A 23083-nucleotide genomic window follows, 5' to 3' on the forward strand; every position below is an offset into this window, starting at 1 on the left:
GAACACCCCCCTCAGGGAGGGCAGCGAGGAGTACCTCGACTCGGAGAAGTACCAGCTCAGGCACCGCGACTGGGCGGCCGCCGAACGCGAGGGCCGCACCATCACACCGCTGCTGACCAGGCTCAACACCATCCGCCGGGAACACCCCGCGCTGCACCGGCTCAGGAACCTCCGCTTCCACCACACCGACAACGACGCGCTCATCGCGTACAGCAAGCGCACCGGACCGGACGTCGTCCTGGTGGTCGCCAACCTCGACCCGCACCACCCCCAGGAGGCCACGGTCTCGTTGGACATGCCGCAACTCGGCCTGGACTGGCACGAGTCGGTGCCGGTGCGCGACGAGCTCACCGGCGAGACGACCTACCACTGGAGCAGGAACAACTACGTGCGCCTGGAGCCGGGGCGGGCTCCCGCGCACGTCTTCCACGTCCAGTCGCCGCCCGCCGCGCAAGGGAACGGAGGGGCAGGAACGTCATGACCGTGAACGAGCCCGTGCTGGACACCTTCGAGGACACCCCCGTCAGGGACCGGGACCCGGAGTGGTTCAAGCGCGCCGTCTTCTACGAGGTACTCGTCCGCTCGTTCCAGGACAGCGACGGCGACGGCGTCGGTGACCTGAAGGGCCTGACCGCCAAGCTCGATTACCTGCAGTGGCTCGGCGTCGACTGCCTGTGGCTGCCCCCCTTCTTCAAATCGCCCCTGCGCGACGGCGGCTACGACGTCTCCGACTACACCGCCGTGCTGCCGGAGTTCGGCGACCTGGCCGACTTCGTGGAGTTCGTCGACGCCGCCCACCAGCGCGGCATGCGCGTGATCATCGACTTCGTCATGAACCACACCAGCGACCAGCACCCGTGGTTCCAGGAGTCGCGCAAGGACCCCGACGGCCCCTACGGCGACTACTACATGTGGGCCGACGACGACAAGGGCTACCCGGACGCCCGGATCATCTTCGTCGACACCGAGACGTCGAACTGGACGTTCGACCCGGTGCGCGGCCAGTACTTCTTCCACCGCTTCTTCTCGCACCAGCCGGACCTCAACTACGAGAACCCGCGCGTCCAGGAGGAGATCCTGGCCGCACTGAAGTTCTGGCTGGACCTCGGTATCGACGGCTTCCGGCTGGACGCGGTGCCGTACCTGTACGCGGCCGAGGACACCAACTGCGAGAACCTGCCCGCCACCCACGCGTTCCTCAAGCGCGTCCGCCGCGAGATCGACGCGCAGTATCCCGACACGGTGTTGCTGGCGGAGGCCAACCAGTGGCCGGAGGACGTCGTCGACTACTTCGGCGACTATCCCAGCGGCGGCGACGAGTGCCACATGGCCTTCCACTTCCCGGTCATGCCCCGCATCTTCATGGCGGTGCGGCGCGAGTCCCGCTACCCGGTCTCGGAAATCCTGGCCAAGACCCCGGCGATCCCCTCGGGCTGCCAGTGGGGCATGTTCCTGCGCAACCACGACGAGCTGACCCTGGAGATGGTCACCGACGAAGAGCGCGACTACATGTGGGCCGAGTACGCGAAGGATCCCCGCATGCGCGCCAACATCGGCATCCGCAGGCGGCTGGCTCCCCTGCTGGACAACGACCGGCACACCATCGAGCTGTTCACCGCGCTGCTGCTGGCCCTGCCCGGCTCGCCGATCCTCTACTACGGCGACGAGATCGGCATGGGCGACAACATCTGGCTCGGCGACCGCGACGCCGTGCGCACACCGATGCAGTGGACCCCGGACCGCAACGCCGGGTTCTCCACCTGCGACCCGGGCCGCCTCTACCTGCCGGCGATCATGGACCCGGTATACGGCCACCAGGTCACCAACGTCGAGGCGTCGATGTCGTCGCCGTCGTCGCTGCTGCACTGGACCCACCGCATGATCGAGATCCGCAAGCAGAACCCTGCCTTCGGCCTCGGTTCCTACACCGAACTGTCCTCCTCCAATCCCGCGGTGCTGGCGTTCCTGCGGGAGTACGAGGACGACCTGGTGCTGTGCGTGAACAACTTCGCGCGGTTCGCCCAGCCCACCGAACTCGATCTGCGGGAGTTCGCCGGGCGCCATCCGGTGGAGCTGTTCGGCGGGGTCCGCTTCCCCGCGATCGGCGAACTGCCGTATCTGCTGACCCTCGGGGGCCACGGCTTCTACTGGTTCCGGCTCACTCGAGTCGCATCCCGCATCGGCCGGCGACTGTGAGCACGCGCCGACGAAAGGAGGCGTGACCATGCCGAAGGCCGCATCCCTCCGCCCGAGTCTCACGCGCCTGGCCGAGCCCATGGAGTCGCTCGGCGGGCTGCTGCGCGACTGGCTGCCCCGGCAGCGCTGGTTCGCGGGCAAGGACCGGCCCGTCACGGAGCTCGGCCTGCTGTCGATGACCGAGCTGTACCCGGGCTGTCTGCACCTGCTGGTCCACGCCGGTCACGCCGGTCACACGGGCGTGCCGTCCCCGGGCGGTGCTCTTCCGGCCGGCGACTGCTACCAGCTCCTGCTCGGCGTACGGGAGCACCCGTCGCCACGCCTCGGACGGGCGCTCATCGGGCGGGTACAGGACGGGCCGCTGGCCGGTCTGACGGTCTACGACGCCCTGCACGACCCCCGATCGACCCAGCTGCTCCTGGACCGGCTGCGCCACCCCGGCACCGCCGGGCCCCTGCGGTTCGACTGCGACCCGGACCAGCCGGTGCCCGGCGGACTGGTGCCGCGGCTGCTGGACGCGGAGCAGTCCAACTCCTCGCTGGTGTACGGCGACGAGTACATCCTGAAGGTCTTCCGGCGCATCCAGCCGGGCGTGAACCCCGACCTGGAGGTGCCGGGGGCGCTGGCCAGGCAGGGCTGTCACCGCGTGCCCGCGCCCGTGGCCTGGTTCCAGACGAAGCATCCGTTCAAGGCCACCCTCGGCGTGCTCCAGCCGTATCTGCGGGACGCCTCCGACGGCTGGACGCTGGCGCTGCACGCCCTGGCCGCCGGCGACGACTTCACCGCCCAGGCGCGGGCGCTCGGCGCGGCCACGGCGGAGGTGCACCTCGCCCTCGCCTCGGCCTTCCCGGTCGGCGAGCCCGGTGAGAACGGGCGCACCGCGACCGCGATGACCGAGCGGCTGGCCGCCGCAGCGCACTGCGTGCCCGCGCTCCAGCCGTACGTGCCGGGCCTGCGGTCCGCGTTCGCCGCCCTCACCACCTGCGACGCCGGGCCGCCGGCCCAGCGCATCCACGGCGACCTGCACCTGGGGCAGGTGCTGCGGGCCGGACGCGAGTGGTTCGTCATCGACTTCGAGGGCGAGCCGTCCCGGCCGCTCTCCGAACGGCGCAGCGCCCACTCCCCCGTGCGGGACATCGCCGGGATGCTGCGGTCCTTCGACTACGCCGCCCGGCAGCGCCGCCCCTGGCGCCCGGAGTGGGCGCGACGCTGTCGCGAGGCCTACTGCGCGGGCTATGCCGCCCGCGCCGGCTGGGACCCGCGCAAGAAGCACGGACTGCTCCGGGCCTACGAGACGGACCGGGCCGTGTACGAGGTGCTGTACGAGGCACGGCACCGCCCCGACTGGCTGCCTGTACCGATGGCGGCGATCGAACGCCTCGCTGTGAGAGGAGACTGAGCCGTGGCCCTGCGTGACACCTCAATCCCGGAGCCGTCCGGCCCGGTCCCGGGCGCGACCGCGCCCGCCCTGAGCCCTCAGGACCGCGGGCGCCTGCTGGCGGGCGCCCACCACGATCCGCACGCGCTACTGGGCGCCCACCCGGTCCCCGGCGGGATCGCGTTCCGGGCGCTGCGCCCCTTCGCCCGCTCCGTGAGCGTGGTGATCGACGGCAAGCGCACCCCGCTCGTCTCGGAGGGCGACGGCCTGTTCTCCGGCGTGCTGCCGCTCGCGGAGATCCCCGCGTACACGCTGCACGTGGCGTACGAGGGCGGTGAGCAGGAGGTGCACGACCCGTACCGCTTCCAGCCCGCGCTCGGCGAGCTCGACCTGCACCTGATCCGCGAGGGCCGGCACGAGCAGCTGTGGCAGGCGCTCGGCGCGCAGCCCATGACCCACGAGGGCGTGACCGGCACCCGGTTCACGGTGTGGGCGCCGAACGCGCAGGGCGTGCGGGTGGCCGCGGACTTCACCTACTGGGACGGGACACAGTTCCCGATGCGCTCGCTCGGCGCGTCCGGCGTGTGGGAGCTGTTCCTGCCGGGTGTCGGCGAGGGCACGGCGTACAAGTTCGAGATCCACTCCCGGTACGGCCACCGCTTCCTCAAGGCGGACCCGATGGCCCGCCGCACCGAGGAGCCGCCCAACACGGCGTCGATCGTGACGGCCTCGCACTACGAGTGGGACGACGCGCAGTGGATGGCGCACCGCGCCGACACGCCGGTGCACGAGGCGCCGTTCTCGGTGTACGAGGTGCATCTGCCGTCCTGGCGCCCGGGGCTGGACTACCGGCAGCTCGCCGAGGAACTCCCGGCGTACGTCAAGGACCTCGGCTTCACGCACGTCGAGCTGATGCCGGTCGCCGAGCACCCCTTCCACGGCTCCTGGGGCTACCAGGTCACCGGCTTCTACGCGCCGACCGCGCGTCTCGGGACCCCGGACGACTTCCGGTACTTCGTCGACGCCTGCCACCGGGCGGGCATCGGCGTGATCATGGACTGGGTGCCGGCGCACTTCCCGAAGGACGACTGGGCGCTGGCCCGGTTCGACGGGGATCCTCTGTACGAGCCCGGGGACGACCGGCGCGCAGAGCACCCCGACTGGGGCACGTACGAGTTCGACTTCGCCCGCACCGAGGTGCGCAACTTCCTCGTGGCGAACGCCCTGTACTGGTGCGAGGAGTTCCACATCGACGGTCTGCGGGTGGACGCGGTCGCCTCGATGCTCTACCTGGACTACTCGCGCGAGGACGGCCAGTGGGAGCCCAACGCCTACGGCGGCCGGGAGGACCTGGCGGCCATGGCGTTCCTGCAGGAGATGAACGCGACCGTGTACCGGCGTGCCCCGGGCGTGGTGACGATCGCGGAGGAGTCCACCGCCTGGGGCGGGGTGACGCAGCCCACCGACAGCGGCGGGCTCGGTTTCGGCCTGAAGTGGAACATGGGCTGGATGCACGACTCGCTGGAGTACCTCTCCCACGAGCCGGTGCACCGCAAGTACCACCACCACGAGATGACCTTCTCGATGGTGTACGCCTACAGCGAGAACTACGTCCTGCCGATCTCCCACGACGAGGTCGTGCACGGCAAGCAGGCGCTGGTGTCGAAGGCTCCGGGCGACTGGTGGCAGCGCCGCGCGACCGTCCGCGCCTACCTCGGCTTCATGTGGAGCCATCCGGGCAAGCAGCTGCTGTTCATGGGCCAGGAGTTCGCGCAGGGAGCCGAGTGGTCGGTGGAGCACGGGCCGGAGTGGTGGCTGCTCGACGACGGCTACCACTCGGCGGGCGACCACCGGGGCGTGCGTGATCTGGTCCGTGACCTGAACTCGGCGTACCGGGCGACGCCCGCGCTGTGGCAGTGCGACACCCGCCCGGAGGGCTTCCGGTGGGTGGCGGTGGACTCGGCCGACGACAACGTCTTCGCGTTCCTGAGGTACGACGCCGAGGGCAGGCCGCTGCTGGCGGTGTCGAACTTCTCGCCGGTCGTCCGGCACGACTACGGCCTGTGGGTCCCGGGTGACACCGTCGCCTGGCAGGAGACCCTCACCACCGACGACCCGCGCTACGGCGGCAGCGGCGTCACCAACCCGGGTCCGGTCAAGCCGGAGGACGGCTGTGTCCGGATCACGCTGCCGCCGCTGGCCACCGTGTGGCTGACGCCGTTCGCTGCGTGAGGTCCGGCGGCCGCACCAGGTGTCCGACCCGCCGGTGAGGGGCACTGGGTGTCGTACCACCGGAAACGCCCGGTGGTCGACGCGGCAGGGTCACAGAAGGGCGGGCATCAGGGTGCGCACCGTCGGAGTGGAGGAGGAGCTCCTCCTGGTCGACCCGGAGACCGGGGACCCGCGGGCGCTGTCCGCGGCAGTGCTCGCCCGGGCCGCGCAGGACGACGCGGACGGGGACGTCTTCGAGAAGGAACTCCACGAGCAGATGCTGGAGTTCGCCACGCATCCGCAGTCGTCCATGGAGAGCCTGCGCGCGGAGATCGTCCGCTGCCGCAAGGAGGCGGCCCGGCACGCCGGGGAGATCGGCTGCACGGTCGTGGCGCTCGCCACCTCGCCGCTGCCGGTCAGCCCCGCGGTCGGCGTCAACCGCCGGTACCAGTGGATGGCCGAGCAGTACGGCATCGCCACCCGGGAGCAGCTCGTCCTGGGCTGCCACGTGCACGTGTCCGTCGAGTCCGACGAGGAGGGCGTCGCGGTCATCGACCGGGTGCGGCCCTGGCTCCAGGTCCTGACGGCGCTCAGTGCGAACTCGCCGTTCTGGCAGGGCAAGGACACCGGGTACAGCAGCTACCGCAGCCGGGTGTGGCTGCGCTGGCCGTCGGCCGGCCCGACCGAGATCTTCGGCTCGGCGGAGCGGTACCACCGGCTGATCGCGGACATGGTGGCCACCGGCGCTCTCCTCGACGACGGGATGATCTACTTCGACGCGCGGCTGTCCCAGCGGTATCCGACGGTGGAGGTCCGGGTGTCGGACGTCTGTCTGCACTCCGCCACGGCGGCGCTGGTCGCCACGCTCGTCCGCGGGCTGGTCGAGACCGCCGCACGCGAGTGGCGGGCCGGCCGGGAACCGCTCGGCCACAGTGTCAGCCTGCTGCGGCTGGCCGACTGGCTGGCCGCCCGGTCCGGGCTCTCGGGTGAGCTGCTGCACCCCGCGACCATGCGGCGCCTGCCCGCCGAGGCGGTCGTCCGTGCCCTGTTGGACCATGCCGGGGAGGCCCTCGCGGACACCGGTGACCTGGAGCGGGCCCGGGCCGCCTGCGAGGAGCTGCTGCGGGACGGCAACGGCGCACAGGTGCAGCGCGCGCTGATGGAGCGCACGGGGAGCCTGCGGGACGTCGTCACCGAGTGCGTCCGCCACACACAGGCGTGAGGCGTCCCGCCTTCTTCCGGAGACGGGCTCAGAGGATCGGTACTCGCGGGCTCGGACCTCAGAGGATCAGGACGAGGGCGTAGGCCAGGAAGAACGCCGCGATCAGCACCACCAGAGCGATGATCACGGCCATCGGTGCCTTGGCCCAGCCCCTGGGCGGGTTGTGCGTCTCCCGGGGCCCCGCCTCGGGCAGGCTGCTCTCCGCGGGCGGGGTCTCGCCCGGCGGTACGCCGCCGCCCGGTTCCAGGCCGGAGGTGCGTTCGGGTTCGGGATCGGGACTGATGTGACTCATGCCGTCCGGGTCCCCCGATCACGCCGAGATCATCAGCGGGACGACTTCCGTATTTCCCGACCCCTGAGGGTCCCGGCTCGACTACATTCGTGCCCCGCCGATGACGCTACCCGTCGGCAATGTCACACCCCGTACACGTCAGGAGCAGTGCATGCGCGACCTCGCCCTCGCTCCGCCGGCCGTCTCGCCCCTGACCGGCGGGCTCGCCGACAGCGTTTTCGAGACGGCGGAGCGCGAACCCACCCGGCCGGTGCTCGCCCGCCGCGCCGACCCGGCCTCCGCGTCCTGGGAGGAGGTGAGGGCGGTCGAGCTGCGCGACGAGGTGGTGGACGTCGCCAAGGGGCTGATCGCCTCCGGGATAGCGCCGGGGCACCGCGTGGCGATCATGGCGCGCACCCGGTACGAGTGGACGGTCCTGTGCTACGCGCTGTGGGCCGTGGGTGCCGAGGTCGTCCCGGTCTATCCGACGTCGTCGCGCGACCAGGTCGAGTGGATCCTGCGGAAGGCCGGCTGTGTGGCCGTGGTGGTGGAGGACGAGCAGGGCGTCATGACCGTCGGCTCGGTGTGCGCGTCGCTGCCGCTGCTGCGCCATGTATGGCAGCTGGACGCGGGCGCGCTGGAGGAACTGACGGTGCGCGGGGAGTTCGTGCCGCCGGCCACGGTCGACTCGATGCGCCGCATCGTGCTGCCGGACTCCACGGCCGTCGTCGCCTACACCTCCGGGACCAGCGGCCACGCCATGGGCTGCGCCCTCAGCCACCGCAACCTGGCCGCCCCCTGCGACACACTGCTGGCGGGCTGGAGGCAGACCACGGCACCGCGCGGGGAGCAGGGCTCCGTGCTGGTGTTCCTGCCCTTCTCCCATGTGTACGGGCTGATGGTCCAGTGCCTGTGCGTGCGCGGCGGCCTGCTCATGGGACACCAGGCCGACCTCGGCGGCGAGGCACTGTCGTCGGCGCTGCGCTCCTTCAGGCCCACGTACTTCTACGCCGTACCGTCCGTCTTCGAGAAGATCTACAAGAACTTCCTGCGCACGGCCCAGCAGGGGGGCCACGGCGGTCTGTTCGAGCGGGCCGCCGAGACGGCGCGGGACTTCGCCGCGGCCCTGGAACGCCAGCGGCTGGGCCGGGGCCGCGGGCCCGGCTTCGACCTGCGGCTCCAGCACGCCCTGTACGAGCGCACGGTGTACCGCAGGCTGCGGGCCGCGCTGGGCGGCCGGGTGCGGCGGGGGACGTCCGGCGGCTCTCCCCTCAGTCGCGACCTGTCGCTGTTCTACGAGGGCATCGGCATCTACGTGCACGACGGGTACGGCCTGACGGAGACCGGCGGCGGGGTGACGATGCAGCCGCTGGGCCGGGAGAAGTCCGGGACCGTCGGGCAGGCGCTGCCGGGCACGGAGATCCGGGTGGCCGAGGACGGGGAGATCCTGGTGCGCGGCCCGTCGGTGTTCCAGGGATACGTGGGTGACGAGGCCGCCACCCGGGCCGCGCTGCGCGGCGGCTGGCTGGCCACCGGGGACCTCGGGCAGCTGGACTCGGAGGGCTATCTGACGATCACCGGCCGCAAGAAGGACATCATCATCACCAGCAGCGGCAAGAGCGTCGCCCCGGCCGCCCTGGAGCAGCGGCTGCGGATGCACCCGCTCATCCACCAGGCGGTGGTCGTGGGCGACAACCGGCCCTGTGTCGGCGCCCTGATCACGCTGGACCCGGAGTTCCTGGCGCACTGGCGGGCGGCGCTGGCGCTGCAGGGCGAGATGCGCGAGGCGCGGGAGGAGAACGCGCTGCGGGAGGAGGTGGCGCGTGCCGTGGCCGCGGCCAACAGCGCCGTGTCGCGGTCGGAGTCGATCCGGGTGTTCCGGGTCCTGCCCGAGCCGTTCGACGTGACCAACGGGCTGCTGACGCCCTCGATGAAGCTGCGCCGGGACGAGATCGTGCGGCACTACGCGTCCGAGATCGACGCGATGTACCAGTCGCGCAGGCGTCCCGGGCGACCGAGCATCCGGGACGAACCATCGAACTGGGACGACTCGGACAACGTGTTCCGCTGAGCGCGCAGCCGGACGCGTAGGCCTCGCCCCCTCGGGAACACGCAACAGTGGCGACGCATGAGAAAGGACGACAGCCCTGACGGCAGCCTTGCTGACGCCGGGCCGGAAAGGCGATATGTCAACCGAGTCGCGTGGGGATGACGCACTGACCTCCGGGGAGATTCCGAGCCGCACGAACAGCTTCGTGGGCGAGCCGCACGACGTGACGGGCGCGCGGCTGGCCGCGGAGGAGTTCCTGCGTGATCTGTCACGCTCCTCGCCGCCCTCTGCCCCCGAGTACTGGGACGACATCCTGTTGGTGGTGACGGAACTGGCCGCCAACGCGGTCCAGTACGCCCCGGGCCCGTTCGCGCTGCGGATGCGCCGGACCTTCGACGGAGTGCATGTGGTCCTGCACGACACCAGCTCCACGGAACCGGCTCCGCGCCCGTTCGATCCGCGCAGCGGGGGCGGCGGCATCGGCTGGCATCTGATCCACACCTTGTGCGACCAGGTCAGCGTGGTGAGCGACGAGCGCGGCAAGGACGTGCACGTGTTCCTGCCCTGGTGAGCCCTGAGCCGGTCACGGGCGCGGGCGTGACCGGCTCGGGGCTCAGGCCGAGGTCCTCGCGCGCGGGGGCAGCCGGTCGTAGTAGTCGCCCACGGCCGTGAGGTACTCCCGGTCCCGGGTCTCGCTGTCGGTCTGGAATCGGGGTGCCGCCTTGGCGTCTCCCCTGGTGCAGGCGAGGGTGATCCTCCGGCCCTGCGGGTCGATGCCGGTGACGACTCCGGCCGGCACCAGGACGCTGCGGCCGAACACCCAGACGCCGGTGTCGACGACCAGGTGCCGCATGCCGTGCGGGTCGGCCTCGCGGTCCACGTGCCCGATCGTTCCGTCGGTCGCGGCGACGGTGAAACCGGTGAGGTCCTGCCCCTCGACGTGACCGCTGTCCGGCGCGTACGACCAGATTCTGTCGATGGCCACGCTGCTCCATCCTCCCTGACGGTGTGCGGATCGCGGAGCCCGGCGGACGGTTCCCGCCCGCCTCCTCCACAGCAGCAATTACCCTCCTGCCGCAAGCGCATTCGGCGCACACACGTGCCACCGTACGCCGTCGGCGGCGGGCATCGGCAAGGTTTCCGCCCGGGGGCATGGAGGGCGGTTTCCGGGGTAATCGCGGGTGCGCGGTGGAAACGGAGCCCGGTAGCGAAGGGAGGCGCATGAGAAACGACAGCAGAGCCCGCACCACGACCGGCATCGCCCCGCACCGCGGTCATCCCCAGAGGTGACCTGCCCAGGCCGTAGCACTCGTTGGAGGTACCCGTGCCCCTCGCCCAGAACCCGCTGTCCGTGGAAGTCGAACTGCCCCGTCAGGACGTGGCACTGATCACGGTCGACGGCTACCTGGACGTCGACACCGCGACCGAGTTCCAGGCCCATCTGGCCAACCAACTCCACCACGGCCGACGGCACTTCCTGCTCGACCTGTCGTCCGTCCCCTTCATGGACTCGTCCGGGATGAACATCATCCTGCGGGTGTACCAGGAGACCCGCAGGACCGCCGGCAGCGTGCACGTCATCAGCCCGACGCCGGCCGTGCGGCGCGTCCTCGACCTGACCGGCGTCAGCATCACGGTGCCGATATCGGAGAGCGTCGACGAGGCTCTGGGCCGCGCCGACGAAGTGCCGGACACCCCCGAGGAGCCGGGGGCACAGAGCGCCTGACGGGCCGGGTGCCCCTCGGGCACGCCTGCGGCGGGACCGGCGTTGCGATGCCCTCGCTCCGCCCCGTCCGGTCGGCGGTTCGTCCGTCGCGCGCGGGTGACGGCGGTTGTCAACCCCCGTTCCCCTGAACCGGATCGCTTGCGCCGGATCCGGTGTCGTACGAGGTCGGCGCATGGTTAGAGTTGTCGCCCGGCAAGTGTCACAGCACCGTCCCGTTGCCTTGAGGCGGGATCGGTCGACGCAACGCGGATGAGGAGAGAACCAGGTGCCGGAGCACGAAGCGGACGGACAGCTCGCCACGCCGACGCACGAGGTCAGGGACTTCCTGCACCGCAGGCGTGAACAGATCGCCCAGCGGTGGGCGGACGAGCCCCTGTTCCGCACCGTGTTCACCGTCTCGCGCGACGAGGCGGTGGAGGCGGGCAAGGTCGTCGTGGACGCGCTGGCCCAGGTGGCCGACTCCGATCAGGTGGAGGACCCGGACGCCGCGGGATTCAGCGGGGTGCGCGAGCAGCTGGCCCGGATGGGCGTGGCCCGCTCGCGTGCCGGGCTGTCGAACACCCAGGTCTCCAGCGAGCTGGCGGCCCTGCGGCCGCCCGTGGAGAACCTGCTGGCCGCCGACCTGGAGCAGGCACCGCCCGAGCATCTGCGGGCGTGTTCGACCGCGCTCACCGTACTGATGGGCACCCTGCGGCTGGTCGCCATGCAGACGGCGCTGAGCGAGTGGCAGGCGCTCAGCGACCGGCAGCGGCTCCAGCTGATGGAGGTGGCGACGCCCGTCATCCGGCTGTGGGACGGCGTCGTGGCCGTGCCGCTGATCGGGACGCTGGACAGTGCCCGCAGCCAGGTGGTGATGGAGACGCTGCTGAACGCCGTCGTCGACCAGCACGCCCGGTTCGCGATCCTCGACATCACCGGGGTGCCGACGGTGGACTCGCTGGTGGCGCAGCACCTGATGAAGACGGTCGCCGCGGCGCGGCTGATGGGCGCCCAGTGCATCGTCTCGGGCATCCGCCCCGCCATCGCGCAGACCATCGTCCACCTCGGTCTGGACCTCGACGTGATCACCCGTGCGAGCCTCTCCGACGCGCTGAGGTACGCGCTGCACGAGCTCGGCGCGGACATCGTGAACCCGGGTGCGGGTCAGCGGTGAGCGAGACGTACTCCCGTCCCGTCACTGGCCACGTGCCGGTTCTCCGGCTCGGTGACGTCCTGCTGGTCACGCTCCAGGGGGACCTGCACGACAGCACGGCGCAGCAGCTCCAGCAGGATCTCGCGGAGACCATCTCCCGTACCGGGGTGCGTGGTGTCCTCATCGACATCTCCGGTGTGGAGATCGTCGACTCCTTCCTCGGCCGGGTGCTGGCCGAGATCGCCGCGCAGGCCAAGCTGCTGGCCGCGCGGACCGTGGTGGCCGGCATGCGCCCGGCGGTCGCCATCACCCTGGCGGAACTGGGCCTGACGCTGCCCGGGCTGACCACGGCGCTCAGCACGGAGGCGGGCATGGAGCTCCTCTCGCACCAGACCCCGGCGTACCGTCCGGGCGCCCCGCGTCAGGAGAGTCCGTGATGCACACTGCCGCGGGCGTGGAGGCCTGCCTGCCCATCCGGTCGGACATGGACCTGGTGTGGGTGCGACAGCACGTGCGGCAGGCCGCGGCCCGGCTCGGCTTCGGCCTGGTGGAGCAGACCAAGCTGGTCACGGCGGCCAGCGAGCTGGCCCGCAACACCCTCGTGCACGGCGGTGGCGGACAGATGGAGGCGACGCACCTCAGCAGCGGGGGTGCGCAGGGGCTCCGGCTGGCCTTCACCGACGAGGGGCCGGGCATCGCCGACCTGGACCAGGCGCTCAGCGACGGCTACACCTCCGGCGACGGGCTGGGGATGGGGCTGAGCGGCGCGCGGCGCCTGGTGCACGACTTCGACATCGACAGCACGCCGGGCGACGGCACCACCGTGCGGGTGACCTGCTGGGTGGCCCAGCCGCCGCGACCGCGCGAGGAGGCCTGATGCCGCGCGTGTGGGACGTCCCGGTGCGCGACTCGACGCGGGTGCGCGACGCACGGGTCGCCGCGGAGGGCGCGGCCGCGCTGGCCGGTCTCGACGAGCGCCGCACCGCGGCCGCCGCGCTGGTCGCGACCGAGCTCGCCACGAATCTGCTCAAGCACGCCGAGGGCGGTCAGGTGCTCATCGACGTGGTGGCGCCGCCCGCGCCGCGGGAGGGCCGTGCGCAGTCCCGGGTCGTGCAGATCGCCGCGATCGACCACGGGCCGGGCATTGCGGACGTACCGGCGGCCCTGCGCGACGGTTTCTCCACGACCGGTTCGCTCGGCGCGGGCCTCGGCACGTGTCAGCGTCTCGCCGACGACTTCGCCCTGCACAGCACGCCCGGCCGCGGCACGGTCGCGGTGGCCCGGGTGAGCAGCGCCCCGCGCGGTGGGGGCGGTCCGGCCGTGCGGGCGCGGGCCGAGGGGGTGTCGGGGATCCGGAGCCCGGCCGGTGTCGCCCCGGCGTGGTCCGAGGGCGGGGCCTGCGCCGGCGGCTGGTGGCCGGGCGGTGCCTCACGGGCCGGCGAGGCGCCGGTGGAGGCCGTGGCATGCGGTGCCCTGACGGGGCACGCGGCGGTGCCCGGCGGCGCGCCGCGCTTCGCCGCGCAGGTCGGCAGCGCGCCCGGCGACAGTGGTGTCCTCGGGCGCGAGCCCGCTTCCCAGCCGGTCTCCGGTGGTCCGGGCGGCGAGGTGCGGGGCCCCGGCGCACCGGGGCGTGAAGGGCTGCCCGGCCCGTCGGGTGACGGGTCCGTGCCCGTGGCCGGCGTGCGAGCCGGAGGCGTCAACATCCCCTACGGCGGAGCCGAGTACTCGGGTGACGCCTGGGCGTGGGTGCGTTCCGGGGACCGGCTGACGCTGATGCTGGCGGACGGTCTGGGGCACGGCCCGGAGGCGGCCCGTGCCTCGTCCGCCGCGGTCACGGCCCTGCACCGCTGGGCTCACCTCTCCCCCGCCGAGTCGCTGCGGCGGCTCCACGACGCGCTGAAGGGCACGCGGGGCGCGGCCGTCGCCCTCGCCCAGCTCGACGTGCGGGCCGGACGGCTGCGGTTCGCCGGCATCGGGAACGTGGGTGCGCGGCTGCGCGCGGACGGCACCTGGCGTCCGCTGCTGTCGCGGCCCGGCATCGTCGGCGTCCACCGGCCCGCCACCCTCCGCGAGGAGGAGGCCGACTGGGCGGCCGACCGGCTGCTGGTCCTGCACACCGACGGCCTGCCCAGCCGATGGACGCCGCCGTCCGACGCCGGTCTGCCCGCGGCCGACCCGGCCGTGACGGCCGCCGTGACGATACGCGACGCGAGCAGTCCCGCCCGTCCGGTGCGGGACGACACCGCCGTGGCCGTGCTGACTCCGACCCCGCCGGAACGCCCATGATGCGCACTTGGCAGATCACCACCGTCACCGATGCGGCACGCGCCCGCATCGCCCTCGCGCGCCTGGCCGCCGCGTACGGTGTGCCCACCGTCGAACGGACGAGGCTGGCCGCCGCCCTCAGCGCCCACCTGCGGCAGTGCCTCACCAAGGGCGGGACCTGGCTGCTCACCCTGGACATGGCCGGGTCCCCCGCCGAGGAGGGGCTGCTGCACGCCGTGGTGACGCCGTCGCCGGACGTGTCCGCCGCCGCCGGGGAGCCGCCGTGGGAGGTCACGGTCCCCTGCCCCGAGGCGGCCCGGGCCGCGGAGGGCGGCGCCGTCGAGGACGATCCCGCCGCCCTCGCGGAGGCACTGCTCGGCGCCGACGAGGACACGGCCGTGGTGCTGGACAAGCTCACCGAGCAGGAGGACCTGGTCGCCTTCCACCGCGAGGAGCTGCACCAGACGAACCAGGGCGTCCTGGCGCTGCACGCCGAGCTGGACGCGGCCGGCCGGGCCCAGCGCGAGGCCTTCGCCGCCGAGCGCCGCGCACGCAACGAGGCGGAGAGCGCCCGCCGCAGACTGACGTTCCTCGCGGACGCGAGCGCCGTGCTGACGGCCTCGCTCAACCACGAGGAGATCGTGCGCCGGCTGCCGGACCTGCTGGTGCCGGAGTACGCCCGCAGCGTCGACGTCTGGCTGTTCGACCACGAGGACGACAAGCACCGGTCGGCGCCGCATCCGGCCGCCGCCGTGGTCGCGGCCCGGACCGGGCGGCCGCAGTACGCGGCCGACCATGCCGGCGGCCTGCCCGGTGTCGACGACCAGCCGCCGTCCGCGCTGGATCCCACGCGGCCGATGCTGTGCGTTCCGCTGCCGACGCGGCGGGCGCCGCTGGGGGTGCTGACCCTGTCGCCGCCCGGTGCGCGCTGGGACCCGGACGACGCGGTGATGCTGATCGAGCTCACCCGGCGGGCCAGCATCGCCATCGACAACGCCCGGCGCTTCGAGCACAACCGCGACATCGCCGAGACGCTGCAACGCGCCCTGCTCACGGATCTGCCGGCCACCCCGGGCCTCAGCCTGGCGGCGCGCTATCTGCCCGCCACCCACGGGCTGAACATCGGCGGTGACTGGTACGACGCGTTCCCCCAGCGGGACGGCGGTCTCATCACCGTCGTCGGCGACGTGACCGGGCACGGTCTGCACGCGGCCGTCATGATGAGCCAGTTGCGCACGGCGCTGCGGGCGTACGCCGTCGACGGCGACAGCCCGGGCCGGCTGCTGACCCGGCTGCACCGGTTCCTGCACCATCTCCAGCCGGACCTGTACGCCACCGCCGTCATCGCCCGGTTCCACCCGGCCGAGCCCACGCTGACCTGGGCCGCCGCGGGCCATCCGCCGCCCGTGCTGCGGCTGCCCGACGGCACCGTGCGCACGCTCGACGCCAAGCCCGGCGCCATGCTGGGCATCCCGCTCACCCAGGAGATCGGCGACCACACGGTGCGTCTGTCGCCTGGCTCGACGCTCGCGCTGTACACGGACGGGCTGGTCGAACGGCGCGCGCAGGGCATAGACCCGGGCATCGAGCGGCTGGCCTCGGCGCTCGGCGGGTTCCGTTCGGCGGAGCTGGACGCGGACCTGGAGGGCTCGGCGGACCGGATCCTGCATCCGCTGCTGAGCGATTCCGAGCGCGACGACGACGTGTGCCTGCTGCTGTGTCATCTCCAGGGGGACGCCGCGTCCTGACGGCAGGTCCGGCCGGCCGGCCGTGTGTGCACGCGTTCTTCACTCCCGCCTGGTGCTTTTCGGCCACGGGACGGGCATGGTGGTGATCGACGCGTTCGTCTGCCTGCCGCGTCCGACTGGCGTGCCGGTCCACGACGCGGTGGGATCAATGGGGTGCGAACCAGCGATCCAAGGGCAGTCGATAGGCGTTCGAGGCAGACCGCCTGGAGCCGCAGAAAGGGATGAACACCGTGACACGACCCAGGATCCTGGTGGTTGGCGCAGGCTTCGCCGGCGTGGAGTGCGTCCGCCGTCTGGAACGGAAACTCTCCCCGGACGAGGCCGACGTCACGCTGGTGACGCCGTTCGCCTACCAGCTCTACCTGCCGCTGCTCCCCCAGGTCGCCTCCGGCGTGCTGACGCCGCAGTCGATCGCCGTCTCGCTGCGCCGCAGCAAGAAGTACCGCACGCGGATCATTCCGGGCGGGGCCATCGGCGTCGATCTGAAGTCCAAGGTCTGCGTCATCCGCACGATCACCGACCAGATCGTCAACGAGCCGTACGACTACATCGTGCTGGCCCCCGGCAGCATCACCCGCACCTTCGACATCCCGGGGCTGACGGACCACGCGTTCGGGATGAAGACGCTCGCCGAGGCGGCGTACATCCGTGACCACGTCATCTCGCAGCTGGACCTGGCCGACGCGAGCCAGGATCCGGACGAGCGGGCCTCGCGGCTCCAGTTCGTGGTGGTCGGCGGCGGCTACGCGGGCACCGAGACCGCGGCGTGCCTCCAGCGGCTGACGCACGCGGCCGTCAAGCGCTACCCGCGGCTGGACCCGGGCCTGATCAAGTGGCATCTGATCGACATCGCGCCGAAGCTGATGCCGGAGCTCGGCGAGAAGCTCGGCAGCAGCGCGCAGGAGATCCTGCGCCGGCGGGGCATCGACATTTCCCTCGGCGTCTCCATCGCGAAGGCGGGCCCGGAGGAGGTCACCTTCACCGACGGGCGGGTGATCCCGACCCGCACGCTCATCTGGACGGCCGGGGTGGTCGCCAGTCCCCTCATCGCCACGCTGGGCGCGGAGACCGTCAAGGGGCGGCTCACGGTCGCCCCCGAGATGAACCTGCCCGGCAACGACGGGGTGTTCGCGCTGGGTGACTCGGCCGCCGTGCCCGACCTGGCCAAGGGGGACGAGGCGATGTGCCCGCCCACGGCGCAGCATGCCCTGCGCCAGGGCCGGCATGTCGCCGACAACGTCATCGCGTCGCTGCGGGGCGCGCCGATGCGGCCGTACGTCCACAAGGACCTCGGACTCGTCGTCGACCTCGGCGGCACCGACGCGGTCTCCAAGCCGCTGGGCATCGAACTGCGCGGCCTGCCCGCCCAGGCCGTCGCACGCGGCTACCACTGGTCGGCGCTGCGCACCAACGTCGCCAAGACCCGGGTGATGACGAACTGGCTCCTCAACGCGGTCGCCGGTGACGACTTCGTGCGGACCGGGTTCCAGGCCCGCAAGGCCGCGAGGCTGAAGGACTTCGAGTACACCGACGCCTATCTGACGCCGGAGCAGGTGCGGGCACACGTCGAGGGAACCGCCCGGCAGGAGTAGGACCGGGCCGGAGGGGGCCTTCCGCTCGTGGCATGTCATGCTGAGATGCGGATCTTGGTGTGAGTCGGGAGAGAGTGCGGCGGCGTGAGGGCAGCGGGACGGTCGGTGCGGGCACGGCTGCGGGACCGGATCGCGGCGTCCGACCCGGGGCTGCTGCGTCTGACGGCCGGGCTGCGGACGGTCGGCGCCATCGCCCTCACCCTGGCCGTGCTCGCCCTGCTCGGGGCCGATGTGCACCTCCTGGTGGCGGGGGCCATGGCGGCGATGGTCGCCACCTTCGCCATCCGGGAGAAGCAGCTCGGTGCCCAGGCGGTGACGCTGGCACTGGGCCTTCCGGTGGCGCTGGTCTCCGTGACGCTGGGCGCGGTGCTCAACGCGCGTCTGTACGTCGGTGACGTCTTCTTCGTCGTCCTGATCTTCTGCGCGGTCTACGGCCGCCGGTTCGGCGACCGTGGCACCGCGCTCGGGCTGATCGGCTTCCAGATCTACTTCCTGTCCCTGTTCGTCGGCGCCGAGGTCTCCTCGCTGCCCACGCTGTGCGGTGCCATCGCCGTGGCGTTCTGCTCCAGTGCCCTGCTGCGCTTCGCGGTCGTGCCCGCGACCCCCACGGGCGTCCTGCTGCGGCTGCGCCTGGCCTTCCGCGCCCGGCTGGCCCAGCTGGTGTCCGCGCAGCTCGACCTTCTCGACGCCGGCCCGGAGGAGATGGACAAGGCCCTGGAGGCCGTGCGCGAGGGCACGGCGCGGCTGCACGAGACGGCGATGATGATCCAGGCGCAGCTGGAGGAGGGCACCCCGGACGAGTCGGCGGCCCGTCTCGTGCAGCGCCGCATCGCGGACGCCGAGATCGCCGCCGAGCGGCTCGGCCTGCTGCTGCTGACCTTCCGCAGCGCCGAGCGGGCCGACACGCTCACCCTGCATCTGCCGGGCGCTCCCGCGCCGTCGGTGGGGCAGCCGGCCGTGCCGGACGAAGCCACCGCCACGCTCCGCCGTGATCTCCAGGCGCTGCGCGCCCTGGTGCTGCGGGCCGGGAGCGGCGACGCGGGGACCGGCCTGGCCCACGTGCGCAACCGGCTCCTCGGCTACCGGGACGAGGAGAACCTGCCGCCCGCGCCCGCCGCCGTCCAGGACGTCTTCCGGGGCATCGGCGAGGCCGCCCGCTCGGTGCTGGGGCTGCGGATCGCGCTGGACGGCCCGCAGGACGAGTCGGACGACACGCCCGCGACGGCCCGCTCCCGTGAGGAACTGGACGCGGAGGACGCCGCGATCGACGGCGGTGAGGAGCCGGCACAGGAGCAGGAGACGGGGCTGCGGCGGCCCACCACGCGCGCGGCCGTGCAGGTCGCCGTCGGCTCGACGCTGGCGATCGTGGGCGGTGAGCTGCTGTCCACGCAGCGTTGGTACTGGGCGGTGCTGACGTGCTGGATCGTTTTCCTGAACACGGCCTCGACGGGCGAGATCCTCGTCAAGGGCTACCGCCGGCTGCTGGGCACGGTGTTCGGCGTGGTGGCGGGCATCGTCCTGGCCGGTCTGGTCGGGCAGCACACCTGGACGGCGTTCGGCCTGGTCCTGGTGCTGATCTTCGCGATGTTCTACGTGGCGCCGCTGTCGTACACGCTGATGTCGTTCTTCGTGACCGCGATGCTGGGGCTGCTGTACACCTACAGCCTCGACGTGCTCCTGCTGCGGGTGGAGGAGACGGCGCTCGGCGCGGCCTGCGGGGTGATCGCGGCGGCGCTGGTGCTGCCGGTGCGGACCGACCGCCGTACGAACGAACTGCTCGGCACCGTGCTGGACCGGCTGGCCGAGGTCACCGAGGCCGCGGTCGGCCAGCTGAGCGGCGGGCCGGCGGACGAGCTGCTGGACAAGGCGCGCGACCTGGACCAGGCGCTGGCCGACCTGCGGGCCGCCACGCAGCCGCTGATCCATCCGGTCACACCGCTGCGGGCCCGGCGTCACACGGCCCGGTACGTGGTGGCGCTGCTGGAGACGTGCGCCTACCACGCGCGGACGCTGGCGGCCACCGCCGAGTTGCTGCCCACGCATCCCTCGATCGCGGCGGACCCCCGGCTGCGCGGGGCCGCGGGGCGCACCGTGCGCAACATCGGGACCATCGCGGCCCGGGTCGCGGACGAGCACGCCGCCGCACGGGTCGAGACCGGGCCGAGCATCGCCTCGCTGCTGGGGTCCGACGCCGGCACACCGCGCTACGGCCGGATCACCGACCGCGTGCTGCGGCATCTGGAGCGGCTGGACGAGGCCGTGGTGGGTCTCGCCCGGCCCCTGGGCGTGCCGGTGGCGGAGCCCCGCGCCTGAGGGCCGGTGCCGCTCAGAAGTCGGTGGGCAGTCCGCTCACCTCGGCGATGCCCCGCAGCTCCTCCGTCTGCTGGTGCCGTTCCTTGATGTAGTCGGCGATCTCGCCGAGGCGGACCGGGTCGGACGCGGTGGACGCGTCCGTGACGATCCTGACCGGGCCGGTCTCGTCGACGTCGAGTTCGATCACTTCGTTGTCCAGGCGGCCGGTGACGGCGGTGGCGATGACGAGGGCCACCTCGTCACGGACCTCCTGGGGCAGTTCGTCGCCCGCCCCTGAATCGAGTGCGAAGTCGAGGCTGGACAGGCGCTCCTCGTCGATCGCCTGGAGGACCGGTTCCACCACGCGCATCAGGAGGCGGTAGTCCTCCGTGTCCATCCGGATGCGCAGGAGGTCCAGGTACACGTCCACGGGCCGGCCGTCGCCATGCGGAATCTCGGAATCGCTCATTTGCTTCGTGTTCCCCACATGACGCGGCTCAGACGCGGCGCCAGCGGGCCATGGCGAAGGAGAACACCCCGAACAGCACCAGCCCGGCCGCGACGCAGACCAGCAGCCAGGGGCCGAGGGGGGTGTCGGCGAAGCTGCGCAGGGTGTCGTCCAGGCCCTTGGTCCGGTCGGGTTCGTAGTCGACCGCGGCGCGGAGGGCGAAGACGCCGGCCACGGCGAACACCAGCCCGCGGGCGGCGCCGCCGGCCACGCCGGTGACGTCCACCAGCCGCCGTGTCCGGGGGCTCATCTGACCGAGCCGGAGCTTGTCGTGGTACTTGCGGAGCACCGCCCGCACGCCGATCCACCCGCCGGCCGCGACGATCGCGAGGCCGGCCGCGCCGACCAGCCACTGTCCGGCGGGTATCTCCAGTGCCCTGGCGGTGGCGTCCTGGGACTGCCGGTCGCTGGATCCGCCCCCGCTCTGGCCGCGGTTCGCGGCGAACGACAGCACGGAGTAGGCGACGAAGACGTAGAACGCGAAGCGGGCCGTCGCCAGCAGCCGCTTGCGTGGGCTGCGGCCGTCCTGGCCGACCGAGCCGAACAGCATCTCGGACAGCCGCCACAGGGCCATGCCGACGAGACCGATGCCCAGCGCCCACAGCAGCACCGAGCCGAACGGCTTCTGCGACAGTTCGGCCAGGGCTCCCCCGCGGTCGGCCTGCTCGCCCTTGTCACCGAAGGCGATCTGCAGCGCCAGGGCCCCGACGAGCAGATAGATCACACCCCGGGCGGCCAGGCCCGCCCGTGCCGCCCCCTCGGTCACCGAACCCCGCGCCGCTCGCCGGGCCCGGATCCGACCGCCTTGTGCCATCGCACTCGTGTTCATATCGACCTCCCGGCCCTCCGGATGCCCCGGCTCGGTCGGCACACACCCGGCCCGGCCGCCGGGCCAGGGGATTTCGGTCACGGCGGGTGACGGCGGGGGTCTGCCGCGTAAGGCTTCTGGACCGCCGGAATTTCGATCCCCGGCCGGCGCGGCCGAGGACGTGCGGGTGCTCCGGGGCGGTGGCGAGAGCCTTGGCCCGGGCCACCCGGACCGGCCCGTCCCGGTGTGCCCCGCGATCCGCAGGCCGCCGCGGGCCGGTCCGTGAGCTGGGCGTTGCCCACGTCGGTGCCGGCCACCGCCGCAGTGCTGCTCGGCACGGCCTCCAGAACTGCGCCGGCCCGGTGGCGTGACATGGGGAGGCCCGGCCGCGGCTGTCGCCGTCGGCCGGGCCCCTGCGGTGCCGCGCCTTCCCCGTCATGTCACGCGCATACTCGGATCACGCGGGCTCCGGGGTCGGCATGCGCTGTCCGGTGATCGTCGGCGGGGCGGTCTCGCGGGCCGGTGCGGGTGCGGTCGCGAGCCACTGGTGAGCGACCCCCAGGGCGCGCTCGACGTCCTGGGTGCCGGTGGACACGCACAACGTGTACGCCAGGTCGCGTGCCCGTGTGCTCAGGTCGGCCGGTTCGCTCGCTGCCACGGCGGCCGACAGTGCCTCGTACTCGTCGACGATGCGGCGCAGCACGGCGGAGTGGGGCCTCAGCATGGTTCCTCACTCCTCGGCGGTCGGGTGGTCAGGACGTCGTGGAGGTGCCGTCGGCGCCGCGGGTGCCCGTCCGCTGCCCCAGGACCTCGTCGCGCACGCGGGCGCAGCTGCGGCTGATGAGACGGGAGACGTGCATCTGGGAGATGCCCAGGTGGTCGGCGATGCGGCTTTGCGTCATGTCCTCGAAGAAACGCATGTAGAGGATGGCCCGTTCGCGTTCCGGCAGGCGGCGCAGGCCTTCCTTGGCGGACTCGCGGTCGACCACGACGTCGTAGGACGAGTCGGCCGAGCCGAGTGTGTCCGCGAGGCTGTAGCCGTCGTCGTCGGCCGAGAGCTCGGCGTCCAGCGACAGGGTGCTGAAGCTCTCCAGGGCCTCGAGCCCGGCACTGACCTCTTCCTCGCTCAGGCCGGCGTGGGCGGCGATGTCCGCCACGGAGGGCTCGGGGCTGCCCGGGTTCTGGGTGAGTTCACGGCGTGCCACCCGGACCTTGTTGCGCAGTTCCTGCACGCGGCGGGGGACCCGCAGGGCCCACATGCGATCCCGGAAGTGCCGCTTGACCTCGCCGGTGATGGTGGGGACGGCGTAGCTCTCGAAGGCTCCCCGGCTCGGGTCGAACCGGTCGATGGCCTTGACCAGCCCCAGAGCGGCCACCTGCCGGAGGTCCTCGATGGACTCTCCGCGGTCGCGGAAGCGGCCGGCGATGCGGTGGGCCATGGGCAGCCAGAGCGTGACGAGTTCGTCGCGGACGGCTTCCCGTTCGGGCCCTTCCTCCATTTCCGCCAGCCGGGCGAAGAGGGCCGCTGTGTCCGGAGCGTCGTCGTGCCGCCGCCGGGTCGTGGTGGTCGTCGTTTCGGGCGTGCCGGGACGGTTGGTGGGCGTATCGATGAGCATGCGGATTCGCTCCTGAACAACGATGTTCTCAGGGACTTACCGCGGGAGGGTCGCTGCCCGGATCGCCT

At 72.3% G+C, this 23083-nt stretch carries 21 protein-coding genes; 15 read left to right on the forward strand and 6 right to left on the reverse strand.

What is annotated here, in order from left to right; all coding sequences use genetic code 11:
* The 5 genes from ACIBNA_RS40605 to ACIBNA_RS40625 all read left to right on the forward strand — a co-directional run.
* Positions 1-481: DUF3459 domain-containing protein (locus ACIBNA_RS40605; protein ID WP_399170329.1), on the forward strand; the 481-nt coding region annotated here is incomplete at its 5' end.
* The gene (gene treS, locus ACIBNA_RS40610; RefSeq protein WP_399170330.1) at positions 478-2196 is read left to right on the forward strand and encodes a maltose alpha-D-glucosyltransferase; all 1719 of its coding nucleotides are present in this window, start codon (positions 478-480) and stop codon (positions 2194-2196) included. The genes ACIBNA_RS40605 and treS, both read left to right, overlap by 4 nt.
* A gap of 28 nt (positions 2197-2224) precedes the next feature.
* Positions 2225-3595 (forward strand): maltokinase, encoded by a 1371-nt coding sequence (locus ACIBNA_RS40615; protein WP_399170331.1) that lies wholly within the window; start codon positions 2225-2227, stop codon positions 3593-3595.
* A gap of 3 nt (positions 3596-3598) precedes the next feature.
* The gene (gene glgB, locus ACIBNA_RS40620; RefSeq protein WP_399170332.1) at positions 3599-5806 is read left to right on the forward strand and encodes a 1,4-alpha-glucan branching protein GlgB; all 2208 of its coding nucleotides are present in this window, start codon (positions 3599-3601) and stop codon (positions 5804-5806) included.
* A 112-nt stretch (positions 5807-5918) separates the two neighbouring features.
* Positions 5919-7007 (forward strand): glutamate--cysteine ligase, encoded by a 1089-nt coding sequence (locus ACIBNA_RS40625; RefSeq protein WP_399170334.1) that lies wholly within the window; start codon positions 5919-5921, stop codon positions 7005-7007.
* Between the two features lie 58 nt (positions 7008-7065).
* Here the strand turns inward: ACIBNA_RS40625 and ACIBNA_RS40630 are convergent, their stop codons facing one another.
* The gene (locus tag ACIBNA_RS40630) at positions 7066-7299 is read right to left on the reverse strand and encodes a DUF6480 family protein (protein ID WP_399170335.1); all 234 of its coding nucleotides are present in this window, start codon (positions 7297-7299) and stop codon (positions 7066-7068) included.
* Positions 7300-7450: 151 nt separating this feature from the next.
* On the opposite strand from ACIBNA_RS40630, the gene ACIBNA_RS40635 reads away from it, so the two are divergent.
* On the forward strand, positions 7451-9349 hold the full coding sequence (locus tag ACIBNA_RS40635) for an AMP-dependent synthetase/ligase (protein WP_399170337.1): 1899 nt from the start codon (positions 7451-7453) through the stop codon (positions 9347-9349).
* A 115-nt stretch (positions 9350-9464) separates the two neighbouring features.
* Positions 9465-9899: an ATP-binding protein gene (locus tag ACIBNA_RS40640; RefSeq protein WP_399170338.1), complete on the forward strand. Its 435-nt coding sequence runs from the start codon at positions 9465-9467 to the stop codon at positions 9897-9899.
* Positions 9900-9941: 42 nt separating this feature from the next.
* On the opposite strand, the gene ACIBNA_RS40645 is transcribed toward ACIBNA_RS40640, so the two are convergent.
* A complete protein-coding gene (locus ACIBNA_RS40645) occupies positions 9942-10313 on the reverse strand; it encodes a PRC-barrel domain containing protein (RefSeq protein ID WP_399170339.1) in 372 nt (123 codons plus the stop codon).
* A gap of 339 nt (positions 10314-10652) precedes the next feature.
* Here ACIBNA_RS40645 and ACIBNA_RS40650 point away from each other — a divergent pair, with 339 nt between their 5' ends.
* From ACIBNA_RS40650 to ACIBNA_RS40685, 8 genes are all read left to right on the forward strand, one after another.
* Positions 10653-11054 (forward strand): STAS domain-containing protein, encoded by a 402-nt coding sequence (locus tag ACIBNA_RS40650; protein ID WP_399170340.1) that lies wholly within the window; start codon positions 10653-10655, stop codon positions 11052-11054.
* 265 nt (positions 11055-11319) lie between these two features.
* On the forward strand, positions 11320-12207 hold the full coding sequence (locus ACIBNA_RS40655; protein ID WP_184992607.1) for an STAS domain-containing protein: 888 nt from the start codon (positions 11320-11322) through the stop codon (positions 12205-12207).
* Complete coding sequence (locus tag ACIBNA_RS40660) at positions 12204-12623, forward strand: STAS domain-containing protein (protein ID WP_399170342.1); 420 nt, start codon at positions 12204-12206, stop codon at positions 12621-12623. Before ACIBNA_RS40655 ends, ACIBNA_RS40660 begins: the two co-directional genes overlap by 4 nt.
* The gene (locus ACIBNA_RS40665) at positions 12623-13063 is read left to right on the forward strand and encodes an anti-sigma regulatory factor (RefSeq protein ID WP_274813713.1); all 441 of its coding nucleotides are present in this window, start codon (positions 12623-12625) and stop codon (positions 13061-13063) included. Before ACIBNA_RS40660 ends, ACIBNA_RS40665 begins: the two co-directional genes overlap by 1 nt.
* On the forward strand, positions 13063-14472 hold the full coding sequence (locus tag ACIBNA_RS40670; protein ID WP_399170343.1) for a SpoIIE family protein phosphatase: 1410 nt from the start codon (positions 13063-13065) through the stop codon (positions 14470-14472). Before ACIBNA_RS40665 ends, ACIBNA_RS40670 begins: the two co-directional genes overlap by 1 nt.
* Positions 14469-16199, forward strand: a complete 1731-nt coding sequence (locus ACIBNA_RS40675) for a PP2C family protein-serine/threonine phosphatase (protein WP_399170344.1) — start codon at positions 14469-14471, stop codon at positions 16197-16199. The genes ACIBNA_RS40670 and ACIBNA_RS40675 overlap by 4 nt, the downstream gene beginning before the upstream one ends.
* Before the next feature lie 221 nt (positions 16200-16420).
* Complete coding sequence (locus tag ACIBNA_RS40680; RefSeq protein WP_399170345.1) at positions 16421-17791, forward strand: NAD(P)/FAD-dependent oxidoreductase; 1371 nt, start codon at positions 16421-16423, stop codon at positions 17789-17791.
* Positions 17792-17875: 84 nt separating this feature from the next.
* Positions 17876-20104 carry an FUSC family protein gene (locus tag ACIBNA_RS40685; RefSeq protein WP_399170346.1) on the forward strand — a complete coding sequence of 743 codons (2229 nt, stop codon included), beginning with the start codon at positions 17876-17878 and terminating at the stop codon, positions 20102-20104.
* 13 nt (positions 20105-20117) lie between these two features.
* Here ACIBNA_RS40685 and ACIBNA_RS40690 read toward each other — a convergent pair whose 3' ends face one another.
* The 4 genes from ACIBNA_RS40690 to ACIBNA_RS40705 form a co-directional block, all read right to left on the reverse strand.
* Positions 20118-20552 (reverse strand): hypothetical protein, encoded by a 435-nt coding sequence (locus ACIBNA_RS40690; protein WP_399170347.1) that lies wholly within the window; start codon positions 20550-20552, stop codon positions 20118-20120.
* A 28-nt stretch (positions 20553-20580) separates the two neighbouring features.
* A complete protein-coding gene (locus tag ACIBNA_RS40695) occupies positions 20581-21420 on the reverse strand; it encodes a DUF1206 domain-containing protein (protein ID WP_399170348.1) in 840 nt (279 codons plus the stop codon).
* A gap of 436 nt (positions 21421-21856) precedes the next feature.
* Positions 21857-22123, reverse strand: coding sequence for a DUF5133 domain-containing protein (locus ACIBNA_RS40700; protein WP_399170349.1), 267 nt, complete (start codon positions 22121-22123; stop codon positions 21857-21859).
* 28 nt (positions 22124-22151) lie between these two features.
* A complete protein-coding gene (locus tag ACIBNA_RS40705) occupies positions 22152-23015 on the reverse strand; it encodes an RNA polymerase sigma factor SigF (protein ID WP_399170350.1) in 864 nt (287 codons plus the stop codon).
* Positions 23016-23083 lie beyond the last annotated feature (68 nt).

This window comes from Streptomyces sp. NPDC050164 (assembly GCF_044459945.1).
Classification (GTDB): domain Bacteria; phylum Actinomycetota; class Actinomycetes; order Streptomycetales; family Streptomycetaceae; genus Streptomyces; species Streptomyces coeruleorubidus_A.